Genomic DNA, 17,082 nt, shown 5'->3' with positions numbered 1-17,082 from the left:
CTACATTAGCGCGCCTCGACAGGCTGAACTGCTTGAAGAGAAACGGTGAAGTGTCCGAGTGGCTGAAGGAGCACGCCTGGAAAGTGTGTATACAGGAAACTGTATCAAGGGTTCGAATCCCTTCTTCACCGCCATATCTAGAAAAGCCCCCGACCTGAACAAGGTCGGGGGCTTTTTGTTTTGCCCATGAAAAAGGATGTTTCAGATGCTCAAAGAATGTTTTACCAAGGCGCAGATCCTCGCCGCCGAACAATTGCTGACCTTGGTCAGCCCGTCGGCGGCAATGGCCAGCCAGCATGTCCAGGCCCTGCGCGAGGTCGAGCTGGATGAAGACGACATCGAGGAATTCGAGGACGATCCGCAGCAACTGATGTACATCGTCAAGGACGTGGCGGACTGGGAGTCGGTGTTCTTTGTCGACTGGAAAGACACCGAGTCTTTTGTGCAGAGCGTGCAGCAGCTGGCCGAGGCACGGGATGCCGACGTTACGTTCGGCGTTGAGGACGCGGAAGATGAAGACTTCCTCGAAGGCACCACGGTGCCCGAACTGATGGTCACCGCCCACGACGAACTGCACAAGCAGGGCCTGGTGCTGTGGAACTGGTCTACCGACGGTGACTGCTACAGCGGTTTCATTACCACCAGGGACGTGGCGACGCAGCTGGTGGCGTTGGGTGAGGTGTTGGAAGTGGAAATTCGCGAGGGTAGCGAGCCGTTCTGACGGCGGTGTCTTCATCGCGGGTCAAGTCGACCCGCGATGAGCCCCTCAGAAGCTCACAGACGCCGAAACCCGTGCAGTGCGCGGCGCCCCCTGAAACAGATAACCATCCCCCAGGTACTCCCCGGCATCGCGCCAGTAGCGTTTGTCGAAGACGTTATCCACCATCAGCCGCAGCACCGTGTCGTAACCACCAATCCTGGTGCTGTAACGGCTGCCCAGGTCAAACACCGCATAGCTGCCGACCTCAACCGTTCCAGCCTGATTGGCGTACTTGCTGGCGCTGTAGCGCGCACCGCCGAGCAGGGCCAGGCCCGGGATCGGCAGGCTGTAGTCGGCCTGCACCGCAGCGCGCAAGTTCGGTACGTTGAGCGCCTGATGGTCTTCGTAGTCAGCTGTGCCGCTGTTTTTGACCCGCGCGCGAATTGCCGCAGCACTGGCGTTGATCTGCAGGTTGGAGGTCAGCCAGCCGCTGGCGCCCAGCTCCAGGCCGATGTTTTTTTGCTGGCCTTGCTGCACATAGGTGAAACCACCGGCACCGTCAGGTTGTGAATACTGATAGGCCTGGCGCAGCTGGAACAGCGCGGCGCTCAGGCTCAGGCGTTGCCAGTCGCGCTTGATGCCCAGCTCGATCTGATGCGAGGTGGTCGGGGCGAGGATGTCCTGGCTGTTCTGGGCAAACCATGGCGCCGCACTGCCCGCTGAAAGGCCTTTGCTGTAGCTGGTATACAGTGAGATGTCGGCCCGAGGTTTGTAGATCAACGCGGCATTGGGTAGGAGTTCGTACTGGCGAGTGTGCCGACGGTCGTTGCCAGCTTCATTGAAGGCTTTTTCGTCCAGGCGCACCACACGTGCACCCAGTTGGGTTTGCCAGTGCTCATTGAAGGTGATGCGATCGCTGGCAAAAATACCGTACTGACGGCTGTCCAGGCGCCGTTCGGAGTGCCCTGGCACGCCATCGAACGGCTCCAGTGCAGGGGTCGCCTGGTAGATGTTAGCGCTGCCGATGAGCTGGTTGAAGGTTGGTCGCTGGTCGAGGGTGCGCCGCTGTGCACCGCTGCCGACGGTCAGTTCGTGGCTCAACCCGGTCATTTCAAAGCGACCGTTCAACGCCACCTGTGCTTCGTCGATGCGGCGCGTGTCGTCGGGGCTGCGAAAATCATAGACGTCATAGTCGCCTTCCGGGCTGAAGTGGGCAGCCATGCCGCCTCCTGACCCCCAGGCAAACGAACTGTAGTCATCGATCACCACCTTGCTGCGCGAGGCGCTGACGCTGCCCGTCCAGTTGTCACTGAAGCGATATTCGAAGCGCCCGCCAAGGTTCAGCGAGTCGATGCTCACCGGGTTGGCCCAGTGCTGATAGGCCAGGCGGTCATGCGGGTCGATGCCGTGGGGCAGGCTGTTGCCGCCGAGCAACTGGTAGCCCGGCACCGAACGCTGCTCGCGCTGCTGGTATTCGGCATCCAGCTGCAGCACGGCGTCGGGGTTGATCTGCCAGTCGAAGGCCAGCGAGGCGAAGTCGCGCTTGCCGTCGGCGTGGTCGACGTAGCTGCGGATGTCCTCATGCGCCAGGTTGGCGCGCAGGCCGAACTGACGCTCGCTGCCGAACCAGCCGCCGAGGTCGGTGGCCAGGTAGCGCTCGCCTTGTTCGTTGCTTGAAACCGTCACCGAGCGCACATCCTCCGGGCGCTTGGTCACGTAGTTGATCAGGCCACCGGGTTCCGACACGCCGCTTTGCAAGCCCGACAGGCCCTTGAGCAACTCGACCTGTTGCTTGTTCTCCAGCGCCACGTTCTGCTCGCCGGCGATGGTCTGGCCGTTGATCTTGTAGCTGCTGGCGGCGTTGAGCTCGAAGCCGCGCACGTTGAAGTTTTCGTAGTATCCGATCGGCGCATAGCTTTCACCCACCGAGGCATCGCTTTGCAGCACTTCACTGAGCTTGCGCACCTGGCGGTCGGCCAGCAGTTGCTCGTTGAACACTGCAATCGAGGCCGGCGTATCGAGCAGTGGCGCCGGCTGGAAACCGCCGACCGCGGCTTCGCGGGCCTGGTACCCCTCGCTATAGACCTGCGACACCTGCAGCGGGGCCAGGGTGATGCTGTCCTCGGCCAGGCTGTGTGTAGCCGGCAGGGCCAGGCTCAGGCCGAGCAGGCGCAAGGGCAGGCGAGGGCGAGGCAGGGTCATGCAGGAGCTCCTTGAAAACGAACGCGAACGCGCCGTTATCGATCGGCTGCTGTCCGGCAGGGCGTATTTGCCCGATAGGCGATGAGGGGCGCGAGCCCGGGTGGCGAAAGCCTGCCGGGTATTGCGCCGGGCAGGCGGGGGCGCAATCTTAGCAGGGGCGACCGGTTGGCGGCGCCCCTGTTTTCAATCGATTGTCATGACCATGAACGTACGAGGGCTGTGCGGATTCAGCCGTTCGCTGCCGCCTGGCTGTGGCGTCGCCAATTGCCGTCGATTTTCGACCAGGTCTTCTTGTCGGTGATGGCCATCAGCTTGCGACCATCCTTGAAGGTCGCCAGGAAGGTCACTTCTTCTTCCTTGCCGCCTAGCCAAAGGCCGGCGATCAGGCCGACCGGGCCGGCCACCAGGGCGCCGGCAACGCCCCAGCCCAGCGCACTGCTCAGGCTGCGGCTGGATTCCTGATTGGCGACGATCAGATCGGTAATGCGGGTCAGGGCGATTTTCTCGCCAGGTGAGGGGCTGCGGGCGGTCTTGAGTGTGAGCGATCCATTGCGGTACTCGCCTTCACCTTGCAAGAAATCGCCGGATTGAACCGTGAGTCTTGTCATAGTGGCATCCAGGTTGAAAGGGCTGTTGACCAATCCCTACTCAGCGCCCGGGCCCGTCACAAGTCAATGGCCAGCCGACGGAGGGTCACCCGCTAGTTGTCACAAAAAAGTAAAGGCTCAGAATCAGCGGGTTATAACGGCATGTCGCATTCTTATAATTAAACTTCGATTATGCAACTAAAACTGTCGGGTCAGTTTTCGTCTAGGGCCGGGGTTTTTGTCAGTCTCGATATATCGTCGTTTGCGCAAATGTATACGCATTGGCTAAATCAAGGGTTTGCGCGTGTAGGACAATAAACAATTAGTCTTATTGAAAATTGACGTCAAAAAAAGCTGGACAGTTCAATTCCACCTGTGTCAGTTTTTCCCCGCCTCATTCAGGCGAGTGATAGGACGATCTCGCCGCAGGAGCGTCCTATCGGACAACAACTGCTTTTTTGTAAACAAGGAAGTGTCTGTATGTCGAAAGTCAAAGAAAGCGCTATTGTTTCAGCTGGCTCTGTATTGCAACCGCACGGTGCAAGTTCCGCTTACAGTCTGATCAATAGTTTCGGCCATCAATATGATCGCGGCGGCAGTGCGACAGTCAATGGCAAACCTTCGTTCTCGGTCGACCAGGCCGCTACCCAGTTGCTGCGCGACGGCGCTGCCTGGAAAGACCTGAACAAGGACGGCACCATCAGCCTGACCTATACCTTCCTGACCAAGGCACCTTCTGACTTCTATGGTCAGGGGCTGGGCTCGTTCAGCGCCTTTTCCGCGCAGCAGAAAGCCCAGGCCAAACTGTCCATGCAGTCCTGGGCGGACGTGGCCAAGGTCACCTTCAAGGAAGGCGCCTCGGGCGGCGACGGTCACATGACCTTCGGCAACTACAGCGATGGCAGCACCGGCGGCGCGGCATTCGCCTACCTGCCGTTCGACGGTCCGGGCTCGCACAAGGGCGAATCCTGGTACCTGATCAACAATCAGTACCAGGCCAACGTCAACCCGGAAAACGGCAACTACGGCCGTCAGACCCTGACCCACGAAATCGGCCACGTCCTGGGCTTGTCCCACCCCGGCGACTACAACGCCGGCGAAGGCTACCCGACCTATGCCGATGCTAGCTACGGCCAGGACACCCGTGGCTACAGCGTCATGAGTTACTGGGGCGAGAGCAATACCAGCCAGAACTTCACCAAGGGCGGTGTGCAGGTGTACTCCTCGGCACCGCTGATGGATGACATCGCCGCCATCCAGAAGCTCTATGGCGCCAACTACGCGACCCGCTCCGGCGACACCGTGTACGGCTTCAACTCCACCGCTGACCGCGACTTCTACTCGGCCACCTCGGCCTCGTCGAAAATCGTCTTCTCGGTGTGGGACGGTGGCGGCAACGACACCCTGGACTTCTCCGGTTTTACCCAGAACCAGAAGATCAACCTCAATGACGCGTCGTTCTCCGACGTCGGCGGCATGATCGGCAATATTTCCATTGCCAAGGGTGCCATCGTCGAGAACGCCATCGGCGGCTCGGGCAACGACCTGCTGATCGGCAACGCCGTGGCCAACGAGCTCAAGGGTGGTGCCGGCAACGACATCATCTACGGCGGCGGCGGTGCCGACAAACTCTGGGGTGGTGCCGGTTCCGACACCTTTATCTTCGCTGCCAGCAGCGATTCGACCCCGAGCAATCCCGACCGGATCATGGATTTCGTCAGCGGCCAGGACAAGATCGATCTGTCGGCAATGTCGGCCTTTGCCGTCAACAAGCTGCCGCTGCAGTTCGTTGATGCCTTCACCGGCCATGCCGGCGAAGCGGTGCTGAGCTTCGATCAGGCAAGCAACCTCGGTAGCCTGTCGATCGACTTCACCGGCAACAGCCTGTCTGATTTCCTGGTGACCACTGTAGGTCAGGCGGTCGCCACGGATATCGTGGTCTGATAGCAACCTGAAAGGGCGGCGCCGATGCGCCGCTCTTTCCGAGGCGGGCAGATAATGGCTTTGAAGCGAATGATCGCGCTTGGCGCGATTCCCCTGATGTTGATGACCGAGGTCGGTATGGCAAGCAGCCTGCTACTCCCCACGCCCGCGCAACTGGCCGGTGACTGGATGCTTTACCCCGAAAACGATCGGGCCGCGGGTTGTAAAATGCACCTGGATGCAGCGCAAACCTTGCGCGGCGATCTCGAATGCGTAGCAGGGCTGATTGGGCAGCGCCCCAGCGGCTGGCTGCCGACCACTGATACGCTGGCTTTGCTTGATGGCAGCGGTAGCGCGATGGTGCACTTTAACCGTTATAAGCCAGGTATCTTCAAATGGACTTCCATATCTGGAAAGATACTCTTGCTGGAACGTAAGAATAAAGAATAAAGCCTTGTAGGCGATTGCCGATTTTTCAGGGATAGAAAGGCGGACAATGAACAAGCCGACTCATAAAGCCGGGGCGCCCCTGTGGGCAGCACTGGCCGATCACAAGTCCACGCTATTGAGTGTGGGTTGTTTTACCGCGTTGATTAACCTGCTTATGTTGGTGCCCTCGATTTATATGCTGCAAGTGTATGATCGGGTACTGTCTTCGCAAAACGAAACAACCCTGTGGATGTTGACGTTGATGGTAGTCGGCTTCTTCGTATTTATCGGCGCGCTGGAAGCGATCCGCAGTTTTATTGTTATCCGGGTTGGCAACCAGCTGGAGCAGGGCTTTAACCTCAACGTGTACCGGGCGGCCTTTGAGCGTAACTTGCGCCAAGGCGACGGGCAGGCCGGGCAAGCACTTAACGACCTCACGCAAGTGAGGCAATTTGTCACCGGTCCTGCACTGTTTGCCTTCTTTGATGCACCCTGGTTTCCGATTTATCTGGCAGTGATTTTCCTCTTCAACGTCTGGCTGGGTGTCATGGCCTGTGCCGGGGCGCTGCTGCTGATTGCCCTGGCGGTGCTCAACGAACGCCTGACTCACAAGCCGCTGGTCGAGGCCAGCGGTTTCCAGCAGCAGTCCACGCACCTGGCCAGCAGCCAGTTGCACAATGCCGAGAGCATCCAGGCCATGGGCATGCTTGGCGCCTTGCGCCAGCGCTGGTTTGCCTTGCATTCGCGCTTTCTGAACCTGCAAAACCAGGCCAGCGATACCTCGGCGGTGATCACCGCGGTGAGCAAGTCGCTGCGCCTGTGCCTGCAGTCGCTGGTGCTAGGGCTAGGCGCCCTGCTGGTGATCGAGGGGCAGATGACCCCGGGGATGATGATCGCCGGTTCCATCCTCATGGGCCGGGTGCTCAGCCCGATCGATCAGCTGATTGCCGTGTGGAAGCAGTGGAGTGGCGCGCACATGGCCTATCAGCGCCTGGATGGCCTGCTGCGCGCGTTTCCTGAGCCGCCGGCGCCGATGGCCTTGCCAGCGCCAAGCGGGCGCCTGGGCTTCGAACAGGTCAGCGCCGGGCCGCCTGGCAAGCGCGTGGCCACCTTGCAGCAGATCAGTTTCAACCTGGGTGCCGGCGAAGTACTTGGTGTGCTCGGCACCTCCGGCTCGGGCAAGTCGACCCTGGCCAAGGTGCTGGTCGGCGTCTGGCCGACCCTGGCCGGTACCGTGCGCCTGGACGGCGCCGACCTGCACCGCTGGGACCGCGAGGCCCTCGGCCCGCATATCGGCTACCTGCCGCAGAACATCGAACTGCTGCGCGGCAGCATTGCCGAGAACATTGCCCGCTTTGCCGAGCTCGACGGCCTCAAGGTGGTCGAAGCCGCGCGCCAGGCCGGCGTGCACGAACTGATTCTGCGCCTGCCGCAAGGCTATGACACACGCCTGGGCGAAGACGGCGGCGACCTGTCAGGCGGGCAGAAGCAACGCATCGCCCTGGCCCGGGCCCTGTACGGCGGGCCGAGCCTGATCGTGCTCGATGAACCCAATTCCAACCTCGACACTAGCGGCGAAGCGGCGCTGGCCACTGCCATCGCCCAGATGAAAGCCCAGGGCCGCACCGTGGTGCTGGTTACGCACCGCTCTGCCGCCCTCGCCCAGGCGGATAAACTGCTGGTGCTCAGCGAGGGCCGGATGCAGGCCTTTGGCCCGACCCATGAAGTCATGCAGGCCCTGAGCCGGGCTCAGGAGCAGGCCCAGCGCCAGCCCGCAAATGCCGCACTGGCAACCGGAGGTGGCGCATGAGCCAGGTCGATAAAAGCCGCAGTGCCCGGTTTTACGTGCGCCTGGGCTGGCTGCTGACCCTGGTCGGTTTTGGCGGGTTCATTGCCTGGGCAACCCTGGCGCCGCTCGATCAAGGCATTGCCGTGCAGGGCACCGTGGTGGTCTCGGGCAAGCGCAAGGCGGTGCAATCTCTGGCCGGTGGCGTGGTCAGCCGCATCCTGGTCAGCGAAGGCCAGTTGGTTAAACAGGGTCAGCCGTTGTTTCGCCTCGACCAGACCCAGGTCCAGGCCGATGTGCAATCGCTGCAGGCCCAGTACCGCTTGGCCTGGGCCAGCCTGGCGCGCTGGCAGAGCGAGCGCGACAACCTCGGCGCAATCATCTTTCCAGCGCAGCTTGCCAGCAACCCCGACCCGCAGCTGAGCCTGGTGCTCGAGAGCCAGCGCCAGCTATTCAGCAGCCGCCGTGATGCCCAGGCCCGCGAGCAGGCTGGGCTGACCGCCAGTATCGACGGCGCCGTGGCTCAGTTGGCCGGCATGCGCCGCGCCCGTGGCGACCTGCAGGCCCAGGCCGATTCGCTGCGTGAGCAGTTGGAGAACCTCAAGCCGCTGGCAATTCAGGGCTACATTCCGCGCAACCGCTTGCTCGAGTATCAGCGTCAGTTGTCCCAGGTCCAGCGCGATCTGGCGCAAAACAGCGGCGACAGCGCGCGGCTGGAGCAGGGCATTGTCGAGTCGCGGCTGAACCTGCAGCAGCGGCGCGAGGAATATCAGAAAGAGGTGCGCAGCCAGTTGGCCGAAGCGCAACTGAAAAGCCTGACCCTTGAGCAGCAACTGACCTCGGCCGGTTTCGACCTGCAGCACAGCGAGATCCTCGCCCCGGCCGACGGCATTGCGGTCAACCTTGGCGTGCATACCGAGGGCGCGGTGGTGCGCGCCGGCGAAACCTTGCTGGAGGTGGTGCCCCAGGGCACCGCCCTGGAAGTGGAAGGGCGCTTGCCGGTCAACCTTGTGGATAAAGTCGCGATGCAGCTGCCTGTGGATATCCTCTTCACCGCCTTCAATCAGAGCAGCACGCCGCGGGTGTCGGGCGAGGTGGCGCTGATTTCCGCCGACCAGTTGCTCGACGACAAGACCGGCCAGCCGTATTACGTGCTGCGCAGCACCGTCAGCGAGCAGGCCCTGGCACGCCTGGACGGGCTGGTGATCAAGCCGGGCATGCCGGCCGAATTGTTCGTGCGTACCGGCGAGCGCTCGATGCTCAATTACCTGTTCAAACCCCTGCTCGACCGGGCAGGCACCGCGTTGACCGAACAATAAGGAAGCCCGTGGATGAGAAGCTTGATGACCGGGCTGCTTGCGGCGTTCGCCCTGACAACAGGGGCGGGCGCGCAGGCCATGGGGCCGTTTCAGGTGTATGAACAGGCGCTGCGCAAGGACCCGGTGTTCCTCGGCGCGCTCAAGGCCCGCGACGCCGGGCAGGAAAACCGCGCCATCGGCCGCGCCGGTTTGCTGCCAAACCTGTCGTACAACTACAACAAGGGTCGCAACGATTCCAAGGCCCGCTACCTGGGCGATTCGCGGCGCGAAGATGAAGACCGCCACTACAACAGCTACGGCTCGACCTTCATCCTTCAGCAGCCGTTGCTCGACTACGAGGCCTACGCCAGTTACCGCAAGGGCGTGGCCCAGGCGCTGTTCGCCGATGAAGCATTTCGCGACAAGAGCCAGGAGCTGCTGGTGCGGGTGATGACCAGTTATACCCAGGCGCTGTTTGCCGACGACCAGATCAGTATCAGTGTCGCCAGCAAGCAGGCCTATCAACAGCAGTTCCAGCAGAACCAGCAACTGTTCCAGCAGGGCGAGGGCACCCGTACCGACATCCTCGAAGCCCAGGCCCGCTATGAGCTGGCCGACGCCGAGGAGATCCAGGCCCGTAACGACCAGGACGCCGCCCTGCGCGAGCTGGGGGCGCTGATTGGCGAGCCTTCGGCGCGCATCGACGAGCTGGCGCCGCTCAACGACGGCTTTGCCCTGCTGGCGCTGCAGCCAGCGACCTACGAGGCCTGGCATGAGCTGGCCCTGGCCAACAACCCGCAACTGGCGTCCCAGCGCCAGGCCCTGCAAGTGGCCGGATTCGAGGTGGAGCGCAACCGGGCCGGGCACCTGCCCAAGGTCACGGCTTACGCGACTTCTCGGCAAATGCAGTCCGACAGTGGCAACACCTATAACCAGCGCTATGACACCAACACCATCGGCATCGAAGTCAGCCTGCCGTTGTTTGCCGGGGGCGGGGTGTCGGCGGCCACCCGTCAGGCCAGCCGCAACCTGGAGCAGGCCGAATATGAACTGGACGGCAATACCCGTACCACCCTGATCGAGCTGCGCCGCCAGTACAACGCCTGCCAGTCCGGCGTCAGCCGCCTGCGTGCCTATCAGCGCGCGCTGACTTCGGCCGAGGCGCTGGTGCAATCGACCCGCCAGAGTGTGCTGGGTGGCGAGCGGGTCAACCTCGATGTGCTCAATGCCGAGCAGCAACTGGCGACCACCCGCCGCGACCTGGCCCAGGCCCGCTACGACTATTTGCTGGCCTGGATCAAGCTGCACTACTACGCCGGGACCCTGCGCGAGGAGCACCTGGCGAGGGTCGATGAAGCCTTTGTGCGCCGTTAGGCGATACCCGGGCGCACGGCGCGCTGGCGTTCAGCCAGGCCCCAGACCAGCAGGGCCAGGGCGCCGATGCTCAGGCCGGCGATGACGATGCCGTCCCAGCCATAGCGCTGGAACAGCTGCGTGCCGAGCAGCGAGCCGAGGGCGCCGCCGATGAAGTAGCAGGTGATGTAGCCGGCATTCAGGCGGTTGCGCGCTTCCGGACGCAGGACAATCACCGCGTTCTGGTTGCTCACGTGCACCAGTTGCACCGCCAGGTCGAGCAACAGCACGCCAACCAGCAATGCCGCCAGCGACGACTGCGCAAAGGCCAGCGGTACCCACGAAAGCAGCAGTACCAGCAAGCCCACCGTGGTGCCCAGCGGGCCTTTGCCGCGGTCGGCCAGGCGCCCGGCCCAGTTGGCCGACAGGGCCCCGGCGGCACCGGCCAGGCCAAACAGGCCGATCACTGCGTCGGAATAGTGGTAAGGCTCGGCCGACAGCAGAAAGGCCAGCGGCGTCCAGAACAAGGCGAACAGGCTGAACGACAACAGCCCCAGCAGCGAGCGCAAGCGCAGGATCGGCTCGTCGACGAACAGGCGGAACACCGAGCCGAGCAGCGCCGGATAACTGAGCCCAGCGTGCTGGTGACGCTCGGGCAGGGCGCGGAGCAGGGCGATCGCCGACAGCCCCATCAATCCTGCCGCCAACAGGTAGATGCTGCGCCAGCTACCCAGTTCAGCCATGAAGCCGGCAGCCGTGCGCGCCAGCAGGATGCCCAGCAGCAGCCCGCTCATCAGCGTGCCGACCACCCGCCCGCGTTGCGCCGGATCACTCAGGCCCGCCGCCATCGGCACCAGCACTTGGGCGACCACCGAAAACAGGCCGGTGAGGGTGGTGCCGATCAGCAGCCATATCAGGCTTGGCGAAAAGGCGCTGATCAGCAGGCCCAGGGTGCTGATGGCAATCATGCTGACGATCAGCTTGCGTTGTTCGAACAGGTCGCCCAGCGGTGCCAGCAGCAACAGGCCGGCGCCGTAGCTCAGTTGCGCGGCCATGACGATGGCCCCGGCGCTGGCGGTGGTCAGGCCGAAATGCTCGGCGATGCTGTGCAGCAAGGGTTGTGCGTAGTAGTTGCTGGCGACCGCGAGGCCTGTGGCAGTGGCCATCAGCAAAATCAGGCCGCGGCTCAGGGGGTGGGTGGCAGAGGTCATGGACCGTCTCTAATCAGTGGCAGTTGGAGGTGACAGTATGGGAAATGCGCTAGCATGACGCCAATGTATCGTTTTCATTCTATCCATCTTGAAAATAGATCGATCCATGAATCTCAAGCAGATTGAATATGCCTTGGCGGTAGTCGACACCGGCAGCTTCACCCGCGCCGCCGAGCGCTGCCATGTGGTGCAGTCGGCCTTGAGCCATCAGATTGCCCGGTTGGAAGAAACCCTCGGCGTCAGCCTGTTCGAGCGTAGCTCGCGGCGCGTGCGCCTGACGCCTGCGGGGGAAGCTTTTGTGCAAAGCGCGCGGCCAGCACTGGAGGCGACTCGAAGGATTGCCGAGGATGTTGCCGCCGCCTGCGGTGAAGTGCGCGGGCAATTGTCGATCGGCGAGATCACCTCGCTGACCGAGCTGGACCTGGTCGATCTGCTGGCTGATTTTCATGCCCAACATCCACGGGTGGACATCCGCTGGCTGATGGCCAAGAGCGAGTTGCTGATCGCCGACGTGCGCGAGCGACGCCTGGACGTGGGTTTTATCGGAATCTGGCCGGGCGAGCGGCTGGAAGGCGTCGAGTACCGCCTGCTGGCCGAAGAAGAATTGGTGGCGGTGATGGCTGTCGAGCACCCTTTGGCAGGCAAGATTCGCTTGTCCCTGGCCGATCTTGAAGCCCAGCCGCTGGTGGATTTTCCCGCCGGTAGCGGCGCGCGCCGGCAAACTGACGAAGCCTTTGCTGCCGCCGGAGTGCGCCATCGGGTGCAGTTCGAAATGACCAACATCCGCCTGGTGGAGAAATTCGCCAAGCGCGGCCTGGCGATCGGCCTGGTGCCGGCGCGAATTGCCAACGGCTTCAATGGCGTGGCGTCGGTAGCGGTTGAGGATGCGCCGGTGCGTCACGTTTATGCGATCTGGTCGACGCACCCGACCCCGGCCGCCAGGGCCTTTGTCCAGTTGATTGAACAGCGCCTGGCCGACAGGGACGGTCATTGACTGGCCTCAGGCCGCGAAGCCGCCATCGATGCTCAGGCTTGCGCCAGTGATGTACGCCGCCTCCGGGCCGGCCAGGTAGGCGACGAAGCTGGCGATCTCATCGACGTGGCCGTAGCGACCCACCGCCATCAAGCCCATCAGGCTTTCAGCGAACTCGCCCTGGGCCGGGTTCATGTCGGTGTCCACCGGCCCCGGCTGGACGTTGTTGATGGTGATGCCCAGGGGGCCGAGGTCACGGGCCAGACCGCGGGTCAGGCCGACCAGCGCCGACTTGCTCATGGCATAGGGGCCGCCACCGGCGAAGGGCATGCGCTCGGCATTGGTGCTGCCGATGTTGATGATCCGCCCGCCCTGGCCCATGTGCCGGGCAGCGGCCTGGGTGGCGACGAAAACGCTGCGCACATTCACCGCCAGGGTACGGTCGAAGTCTTCCAGGCTGAAATCCGCCAGTGGCCCGACGGCCAGTACCCCGGCGTTGTTGACCAGGATATCCAGGCCACCGAAGGCCTCGACGGTGCTTGCCACAGCCTGCTGCACGGCGCTGGCATCGGCGCTGTCGGCCTTGATTGCCAGGGCCTTGCCGCCGGCGGCGATGATGCTCTGCTGCAAGGCATCGGCCTGGGCCGTGGCATTGGCGTAGGTGAAGGCGACACTGGCACCTTCGGCGGCCAGGCGTTTGACGATGGCGGCGCCGATACCGCGCGAGCCACCCTGGATCAGGGCTACTTTACCGTTGAGGCTGGATTGGGTCGACATGCTGTGCTCCCGAAAGAACAAGGCCGGATGCCTTGGATGGGGCCCAGTATCGGCCGCTGATTACCCTGCCGGTAGCCAGTAATCGCTATAGTCTGTGTAAACCAGAAGTATGGAATCGCCGCGATGGAGTCGTTCAGCAGTATCGAGTGTTTTGTCCGCAGCGCCGAGGTCGGCAGCTTTGCCGAAGCCGCGCGGCGCCTGAGCCTGACCCCGGCGGCAGTGGGCAAGAACGTCGCCCGCCTGGAGGCACGCCTGGGTGTGCGCTTGTTCCAGCGCAGTACTCGGCGCCTGACCCTGACCGAGGCCGGCCAGCGTTTTCTCGGTGAGGTAGCGGCGAGTTTCCAGACCATCCAGTACGCCGTGGCTAACCTTGCCAGTGCCGAAGGGCAGCCTGCCGGTACCCTGAAAGTAAGCATGGGCACGGTGTTCGGCCGTCTGTACATTGTGCCGTTGCTGGCTGAGTTCCTGCGGCGCTACCCGGCCATCAGCCCTGATTGGCATTTTGATAACCGCCAGGTCGACCTGATTGGCCAGGGTTTCGATGCGGCCATTGGCGGCGGCTTCGATCTGCCGCAAGGCGTGGTGGCGCGCAAGCTGACTCCGGCGCACCGGATTCTGGTAGCCGCGCCGGCCTACCTGCAGCAGCATCCGCCGATCACCCAGCCTGGCGACTTGCACGCACTCGATGGCATCCTCATCCGTTCGCCGCAAACCGGGCGCGTGCGCTCCTGGCCGCTGACCAGCCGCGAGCGGGAACAAAGTCCGTTGAGCCTGCGCCTGCGCATGACCATGAGCGATTCGGAAGCCGCCTGCGCGGCAGCGGAGCAGGGCCTGGGCGTAGCGCTGGTGAGTATGCCATTTGCCGTGCCATACCTGCAGGCCGGGCGGCTGCTGCGAGTGTTGCCGGGCTGGTATGTGGACGACGGCAACATCTCGCTGTACTACGCCGAACACAAACTGTTGCCGGGCAAGACCCGGGCCTTTGTCGATTTTATCATCGAGCAGTTTGCCAGCCAGGGGTTGGCGCAGCGCTTTGATGCCTTGGGATCTTTGTGAAGGCGCAGCCTTCCTGATCACAGAACCTTGAGGATGCAGTAACGCTGGGGCACGCCGCCAAGCACCAGGCTGACCTCATCCTCTTCGACCTTGCCGAGCAGTCCCTGACCCAGTGGCGAGCGCGGGGTGATCACCGTGACCAGGTGCTCGCCCTGGCCAATCTTCAGGCCCGCGCCTTCGGGGCCGAGGAATAACTGCTGGCAACTGCCGTTCTCGGCCTCGAGGGTCACCAGGTTGCTGACCTGGATGCCGCGTTGCGGGTCATAGTCGCGCAGCAGCAACTGCTGGTACGCCGCCCGCGCCTGGCGGATCTCTTCCATGCGCCGGGCTTGCCCGGTGGCCAGGTACGAAGCCTCAAGGCCCAGGGTGTCGTACTTGTTCTCGGCGATGTTCTCTTCGGCGGTGGCCGCTTCATAGGCGGTTTGCGCCGCGCGCTGGGCGACGTCCAGGTCGAAGGTCAGGGTATCGATGATGCGTTGCAACAGGTCGGCTTTGTTCATGGTGTCAGTTGCAAAATTCCAGGACATGGGCGCGACTTTTTTCCGTGGGCAGGTTGCGGTTTTGCTGCAGCCAGAACTGGCACTTGGGGTTGGACAGGTTGCGCATGCTGCCTTGTGCCTGTTCTTCGGCCTGCTGTACCTGCTGGTTGCGCAGGATCTGCTGGTACTGCTCGAACATCTGCTGTTGCGGGTCTGCCGCCGGCGGGGGCGCCGGGGCGATGGCGGGCGGCGCAAGCACCTGGCCGATCGGCGGCACCGTCGCGGGAAGCAGGCGCCCGGCCAGCCACAGGCTCAGGGCGATGGCCACGGCGCCAAGCCACAGGCCCAGGGCAATGCACAGGATCAGTTGCAGCGGCTTGAGGGTGATCTTCAGTTCGCGAGGGCGGGGCATGATGGCCTCCTGGCCAGGACACGGGTGGCCATTGTCGCATGGTGCAGCAGGTTTTTTACCTGCCATGCTTTTGTCTGCGATGATTTACCCGGACAATCGGCGCTTTTTCCAAGGGGCCCGCGATGAAAGCGCACTGGGACATCTTCTGTTGTGTCGTCGACAACTACGGCGACATCGGCGTGACCTGGCGCCTGGCCCGGCAATTGGTGGCCGAGCAGGGCCAGGCGGTGCGCCTGTGGGTGGATGACCTTAAGGCGTTCGTGCGTATTTGTCCCGAGGCCCGGGCCGATGCCGCCCAGCAATGGCAACAGGGCGTTGATGTGCGCCAATGGCCTGGCGAGTGGCAGGACACGGCGGTAGCGCAGGTGGTGATTGGCGCGTTCGCTTGTCAGTTGCCGCCCGCTTATGTGCAGGCGATGCTCGATCAGCCACGTGCGCCATTGTGGCTGAACCTGGATTATCTCAGCGCCGAAGACTGGGTCGAAGGCTGCCATGGTTTGCCGTCGCCCCAGGCCAATGGCTTGCGCAAGGTGTTTTTCTTTCCGGGCTTCACCCGCAAAACCGGCGGCTTGCTGCGTGAGGCGAACCTGTTGGCACAACGCGACGTGCTGCAGCAGGACCCTGCCGCACGCACCGCGTTTCTGCAGAGCCTGGGCGTGACGCCAGCGGCAAACGCCCGCCTGATTTCGCTGTTCGCCTATGAAAACCCCGGTGTGGCCAGCTGGCTCGAGGCCCTGGCTGGCGACAGCCGCGCCAATCATCTACTGGTGCCCGAAGGCCGGGTGCTGGGCGATGTTCAGGCCTGGCTCGGCGAGCCGCTGTGCGTCGGCAGTGTTGCCCGGCGCGGCGCACTGACCGTGCAGATCCTGCCGTTCGTCAGCCAGGACGATTACGACCGGCTGCTGTGGAGCTGCGATTTCAATGCAGTGCGCGGTGAAGACTCTTTCGTTCGCGCGCAATGGGCGGCACGACCGCTGCTTTGGCATATTTATGTGCAGGAAGAGTATGCCCACTGGGAAAAACTCGAAGCGTTTCTTGATCTGTACATCCAGGGCCTGAGCGCTGCGGCAGGCGACGCGCTGGTGCAATTGTGGCGCGCCTGGAACATGGACTGCGACATGGGCCAGGCCTGGCAGCAGGTGCTGCTGCACTGGGACGAACTCGACCAGCACGCCCGCCGCTGGAGCGCCGCGCAGGCCGCTCAGCCGGACCTTGCCACGGCGCTGGTACAGTTTTACCGAAATTGGCTATGATATGCGGCCTCGATTTTTGTAAATCCATCCAAATTCGGATATATCGCAATGAAAACTGGTAAAGAACTGAAACCCGGTACCGTGATCCGTATCGACAACGATCCATGGCTGGTTCAGAAGGCTGAGTTCACCAAGTCGGGCCGTAACAGCGCGATCATGAAAACCAAGCTGAAGAACCTGCTGACCGGCTACAAGACTGAAACCGTCTACTCGGCCGACGACAAGCTGGACGACGTAATCCTGGATCGCAAAGAAGCGACCCTGTCGTTCATCAACGGCGATACCTACACCTTCATGGACACCACTGACTACACCATGTACGAGCTGAACGCCGAAGACATCGAGGCCGTTCTGCCGTTCATCGAAGAAGGCATGGAAGACGTCTGCGAAGCCGTGTTCTTCGAAGAGCGCCTGGTTTCGGTTGACCTGCCAACCACCATCGTGCGTCAGGTTGACTACACCGAAGGTTCCGCTCGCGGCGACACTTCGGGCAAGGTCATGAAGCCTGCCAAGCTGAAGAACGGCACCGAGCTGAGCGTTGCTGACTTCATCGAAATCGGCGACTGGATCGAGATCGACACTCGCGAAGGCGGCTCCTACAAGGGCCGTGCCAAGGTCTAAGCCTGGTATTCCTGCGCAATCG

At 62.6% G+C, this 17,082-nt stretch carries 16 protein-coding genes and 1 tRNA gene; 11 read left to right on the top strand and 6 right to left on the bottom strand.

Annotated features, from left to right (window positions below):
- Positions 1-44 precede the first annotated feature (44 nt).
- Both ACZ9A3_RS16260 and ACZ9A3_RS16255 read left to right on the top strand, forming a co-directional pair.
- A tRNA-Ser gene (locus ACZ9A3_RS16260) sits at positions 45-134 on the top strand.
- A 71-nt stretch (positions 135-205) separates the two neighbouring features.
- The gene (locus ACZ9A3_RS16255; protein ID WP_195884776.1) at positions 206-721 is read left to right on the top strand and encodes a DUF6630 family protein; all 516 of its coding nucleotides are present in this window, start codon (positions 206-208) and stop codon (positions 719-721) included.
- 45 nt (positions 722-766) lie between these two features.
- On the opposite strand, the gene ACZ9A3_RS16250 is transcribed toward ACZ9A3_RS16255, so the two are convergent.
- Both ACZ9A3_RS16250 and ACZ9A3_RS16245 read right to left on the bottom strand, forming a co-directional pair.
- Complete coding sequence (locus ACZ9A3_RS16250; RefSeq protein WP_476252914.1) at positions 767-2,902, bottom strand: TonB-dependent siderophore receptor; 2,136 nt, start codon at positions 2,900-2,902, stop codon at positions 767-769.
- Between the two features lie 227 nt (positions 2,903-3,129).
- Positions 3,130-3,510: a hypothetical protein gene (locus ACZ9A3_RS16245; RefSeq protein ID WP_045195746.1), complete on the bottom strand. Its 381-nt coding sequence runs from the start codon at positions 3,508-3,510 to the stop codon at positions 3,130-3,132.
- A gap of 459 nt (positions 3,511-3,969) precedes the next feature.
- Here ACZ9A3_RS16245 and ACZ9A3_RS16240 point away from each other — a divergent pair, with 459 nt between their 5' ends.
- The 5 genes from ACZ9A3_RS16240 to ACZ9A3_RS16220 are packed head-to-tail and all read left to right on the top strand — an operon-like array spanning position 3,970 to position 10,299.
- Positions 3,970-5,433 carry a serralysin family metalloprotease gene (locus tag ACZ9A3_RS16240; RefSeq protein WP_093380511.1) on the top strand — a complete coding sequence of 488 codons (1,464 nt, stop codon included), beginning with the start codon at positions 3,970-3,972 and terminating at the stop codon, positions 5,431-5,433.
- Positions 5,434-5,457: 24 nt separating this feature from the next.
- Positions 5,458-5,862: an AprI/Inh family metalloprotease inhibitor gene (locus ACZ9A3_RS16235; protein WP_476252913.1), complete on the top strand. Its 405-nt coding sequence runs from the start codon at positions 5,458-5,460 to the stop codon at positions 5,860-5,862.
- Between the two features lie 46 nt (positions 5,863-5,908).
- Positions 5,909-7,651, top strand: a complete 1,743-nt coding sequence (locus ACZ9A3_RS16230; protein ID WP_258594485.1) for a type I secretion system permease/ATPase — start codon at positions 5,909-5,911, stop codon at positions 7,649-7,651.
- Positions 7,648-8,946 (top strand): HlyD family type I secretion periplasmic adaptor subunit, encoded by a 1,299-nt coding sequence (locus ACZ9A3_RS16225; RefSeq protein ID WP_093380515.1) that lies wholly within the window; start codon positions 7,648-7,650, stop codon positions 8,944-8,946. Before ACZ9A3_RS16230 ends, ACZ9A3_RS16225 begins: the two co-directional genes overlap by 4 nt.
- Positions 8,947-8,958: 12 nt before the next feature.
- Positions 8,959-10,299 carry a TolC family outer membrane protein gene (locus ACZ9A3_RS16220; protein WP_371128639.1) on the top strand — a complete coding sequence of 447 codons (1,341 nt, stop codon included), beginning with the start codon at positions 8,959-8,961 and terminating at the stop codon, positions 10,297-10,299.
- On the opposite strand, the gene ACZ9A3_RS16215 is transcribed toward ACZ9A3_RS16220, so the two are convergent.
- Complete coding sequence (locus ACZ9A3_RS16215; RefSeq protein WP_045195252.1) at positions 10,296-11,489, bottom strand: MFS transporter; 1,194 nt, start codon at positions 11,487-11,489, stop codon at positions 10,296-10,298. The genes ACZ9A3_RS16220 and ACZ9A3_RS16215 overlap by 4 nt on opposite strands.
- Before the next feature lie 106 nt (positions 11,490-11,595).
- On the opposite strand from ACZ9A3_RS16215, the gene ACZ9A3_RS16210 reads away from it, so the two are divergent.
- Complete coding sequence (locus ACZ9A3_RS16210; protein WP_093380517.1) at positions 11,596-12,483, top strand: LysR family transcriptional regulator; 888 nt, start codon at positions 11,596-11,598, stop codon at positions 12,481-12,483.
- A gap of 6 nt (positions 12,484-12,489) precedes the next feature.
- On the opposite strand, the gene ACZ9A3_RS16205 is transcribed toward ACZ9A3_RS16210, so the two are convergent.
- A complete protein-coding gene (locus ACZ9A3_RS16205) occupies positions 12,490-13,239 on the bottom strand; it encodes a 3-oxoacyl-ACP reductase family protein (protein ID WP_045195248.1) in 750 nt (249 codons plus the stop codon).
- A 123-nt stretch (positions 13,240-13,362) separates the two neighbouring features.
- On the opposite strand from ACZ9A3_RS16205, the gene ACZ9A3_RS16200 reads away from it, so the two are divergent.
- The gene (locus ACZ9A3_RS16200; protein WP_045195247.1) at positions 13,363-14,295 is read left to right on the top strand and encodes a LysR family transcriptional regulator; all 933 of its coding nucleotides are present in this window, start codon (positions 13,363-13,365) and stop codon (positions 14,293-14,295) included.
- 17 nt (positions 14,296-14,312) lie between these two features.
- Here ACZ9A3_RS16200 and ACZ9A3_RS16195 read toward each other — a convergent pair whose 3' ends face one another.
- Positions 14,313-14,795: a GreA/GreB family elongation factor gene (locus ACZ9A3_RS16195; RefSeq protein ID WP_401291372.1), complete on the bottom strand. Its 483-nt coding sequence runs from the start codon at positions 14,793-14,795 to the stop codon at positions 14,313-14,315.
- A gap of 4 nt (positions 14,796-14,799) precedes the next feature.
- Positions 14,800-15,186 carry a hypothetical protein gene (locus tag ACZ9A3_RS16190; protein WP_045195243.1) on the bottom strand — a complete coding sequence of 129 codons (387 nt, stop codon included), beginning with the start codon at positions 15,184-15,186 and terminating at the stop codon, positions 14,800-14,802.
- 122 nt (positions 15,187-15,308) lie between these two features.
- Between ACZ9A3_RS16190 and earP the strand changes: the two genes are divergently transcribed.
- Both earP and ACZ9A3_RS16180 read left to right on the top strand, forming a co-directional pair.
- Complete coding sequence (gene earP / locus ACZ9A3_RS16185) at positions 15,309-16,439, top strand: elongation factor P maturation arginine rhamnosyltransferase EarP (protein WP_476252912.1); 1,131 nt, start codon at positions 15,309-15,311, stop codon at positions 16,437-16,439.
- Positions 16,440-16,487: 48 nt separating this feature from the next.
- On the top strand, positions 16,488-17,060 hold the full coding sequence (locus ACZ9A3_RS16180; RefSeq protein ID WP_038994110.1) for an elongation factor P: 573 nt from the start codon (positions 16,488-16,490) through the stop codon (positions 17,058-17,060).
- Positions 17,061-17,082 lie beyond the last annotated feature (22 nt).

The organism is Pseudomonas sp. TE4620 (genome assembly GCF_056279045.1).
This window is presented reverse-complemented; position numbering and strand designations above follow the sequence as displayed.

Bases quoted from the DNA above. Each gene is read 5' to 3' on its own strand.
- ACZ9A3_RS16255 (WP_195884776.1), top strand. From the start codon at position 206: ATGCTCAAAGAATGTTTTACCAAGGCGCAGATCCTCGCCGCCGAACAA.
- ACZ9A3_RS16250 (WP_476252914.1), bottom strand. From the start codon at position 2,902: ATGACCCTGCCTCGCCCTCGCCTGCCCTTGCGCCTGCTCGGCCTGAGC.
- ACZ9A3_RS16245 (WP_045195746.1), bottom strand. From the start codon at position 3,510: ATGACAAGACTCACGGTTCAATCCGGCGATTTCTTGCAAGGTGAAGGC.
- ACZ9A3_RS16240 (WP_093380511.1), top strand. From the start codon at position 3,970: ATGTCGAAAGTCAAAGAAAGCGCTATTGTTTCAGCTGGCTCTGTATTG.
- ACZ9A3_RS16235 (WP_476252913.1), top strand. From the start codon at position 5,458: ATGCGCCGCTCTTTCCGAGGCGGGCAGATAATGGCTTTGAAGCGAATG.
- ACZ9A3_RS16230 (WP_258594485.1), top strand. From the start codon at position 5,909: ATGAACAAGCCGACTCATAAAGCCGGGGCGCCCCTGTGGGCAGCACTG.
- ACZ9A3_RS16225 (WP_093380515.1), top strand. From the start codon at position 7,648: ATGAGCCAGGTCGATAAAAGCCGCAGTGCCCGGTTTTACGTGCGCCTG.
- ACZ9A3_RS16220 (WP_371128639.1), top strand. From the start codon at position 8,959: ATGAGAAGCTTGATGACCGGGCTGCTTGCGGCGTTCGCCCTGACAACA.
- ACZ9A3_RS16215 (WP_045195252.1), bottom strand. From the start codon at position 11,489: ATGACCTCTGCCACCCACCCCCTGAGCCGCGGCCTGATTTTGCTGATG.
- ACZ9A3_RS16210 (WP_093380517.1), top strand. From the start codon at position 11,596: ATGAATCTCAAGCAGATTGAATATGCCTTGGCGGTAGTCGACACCGGC.
- ACZ9A3_RS16205 (WP_045195248.1), bottom strand. From the start codon at position 13,239: ATGTCGACCCAATCCAGCCTCAACGGTAAAGTAGCCCTGATCCAGGGT.
- ACZ9A3_RS16200 (WP_045195247.1), top strand. From the start codon at position 13,363: ATGGAGTCGTTCAGCAGTATCGAGTGTTTTGTCCGCAGCGCCGAGGTC.
- ACZ9A3_RS16195 (WP_401291372.1), bottom strand. From the start codon at position 14,795: ATGAACAAAGCCGACCTGTTGCAACGCATCATCGATACCCTGACCTTC.
- ACZ9A3_RS16190 (WP_045195243.1), bottom strand. From the start codon at position 15,186: ATGCCCCGCCCTCGCGAACTGAAGATCACCCTCAAGCCGCTGCAACTG.
- earP (WP_476252912.1), top strand. From the start codon at position 15,309: ATGAAAGCGCACTGGGACATCTTCTGTTGTGTCGTCGACAACTACGGC.
- ACZ9A3_RS16180 (WP_038994110.1), top strand. From the start codon at position 16,488: ATGAAAACTGGTAAAGAACTGAAACCCGGTACCGTGATCCGTATCGAC.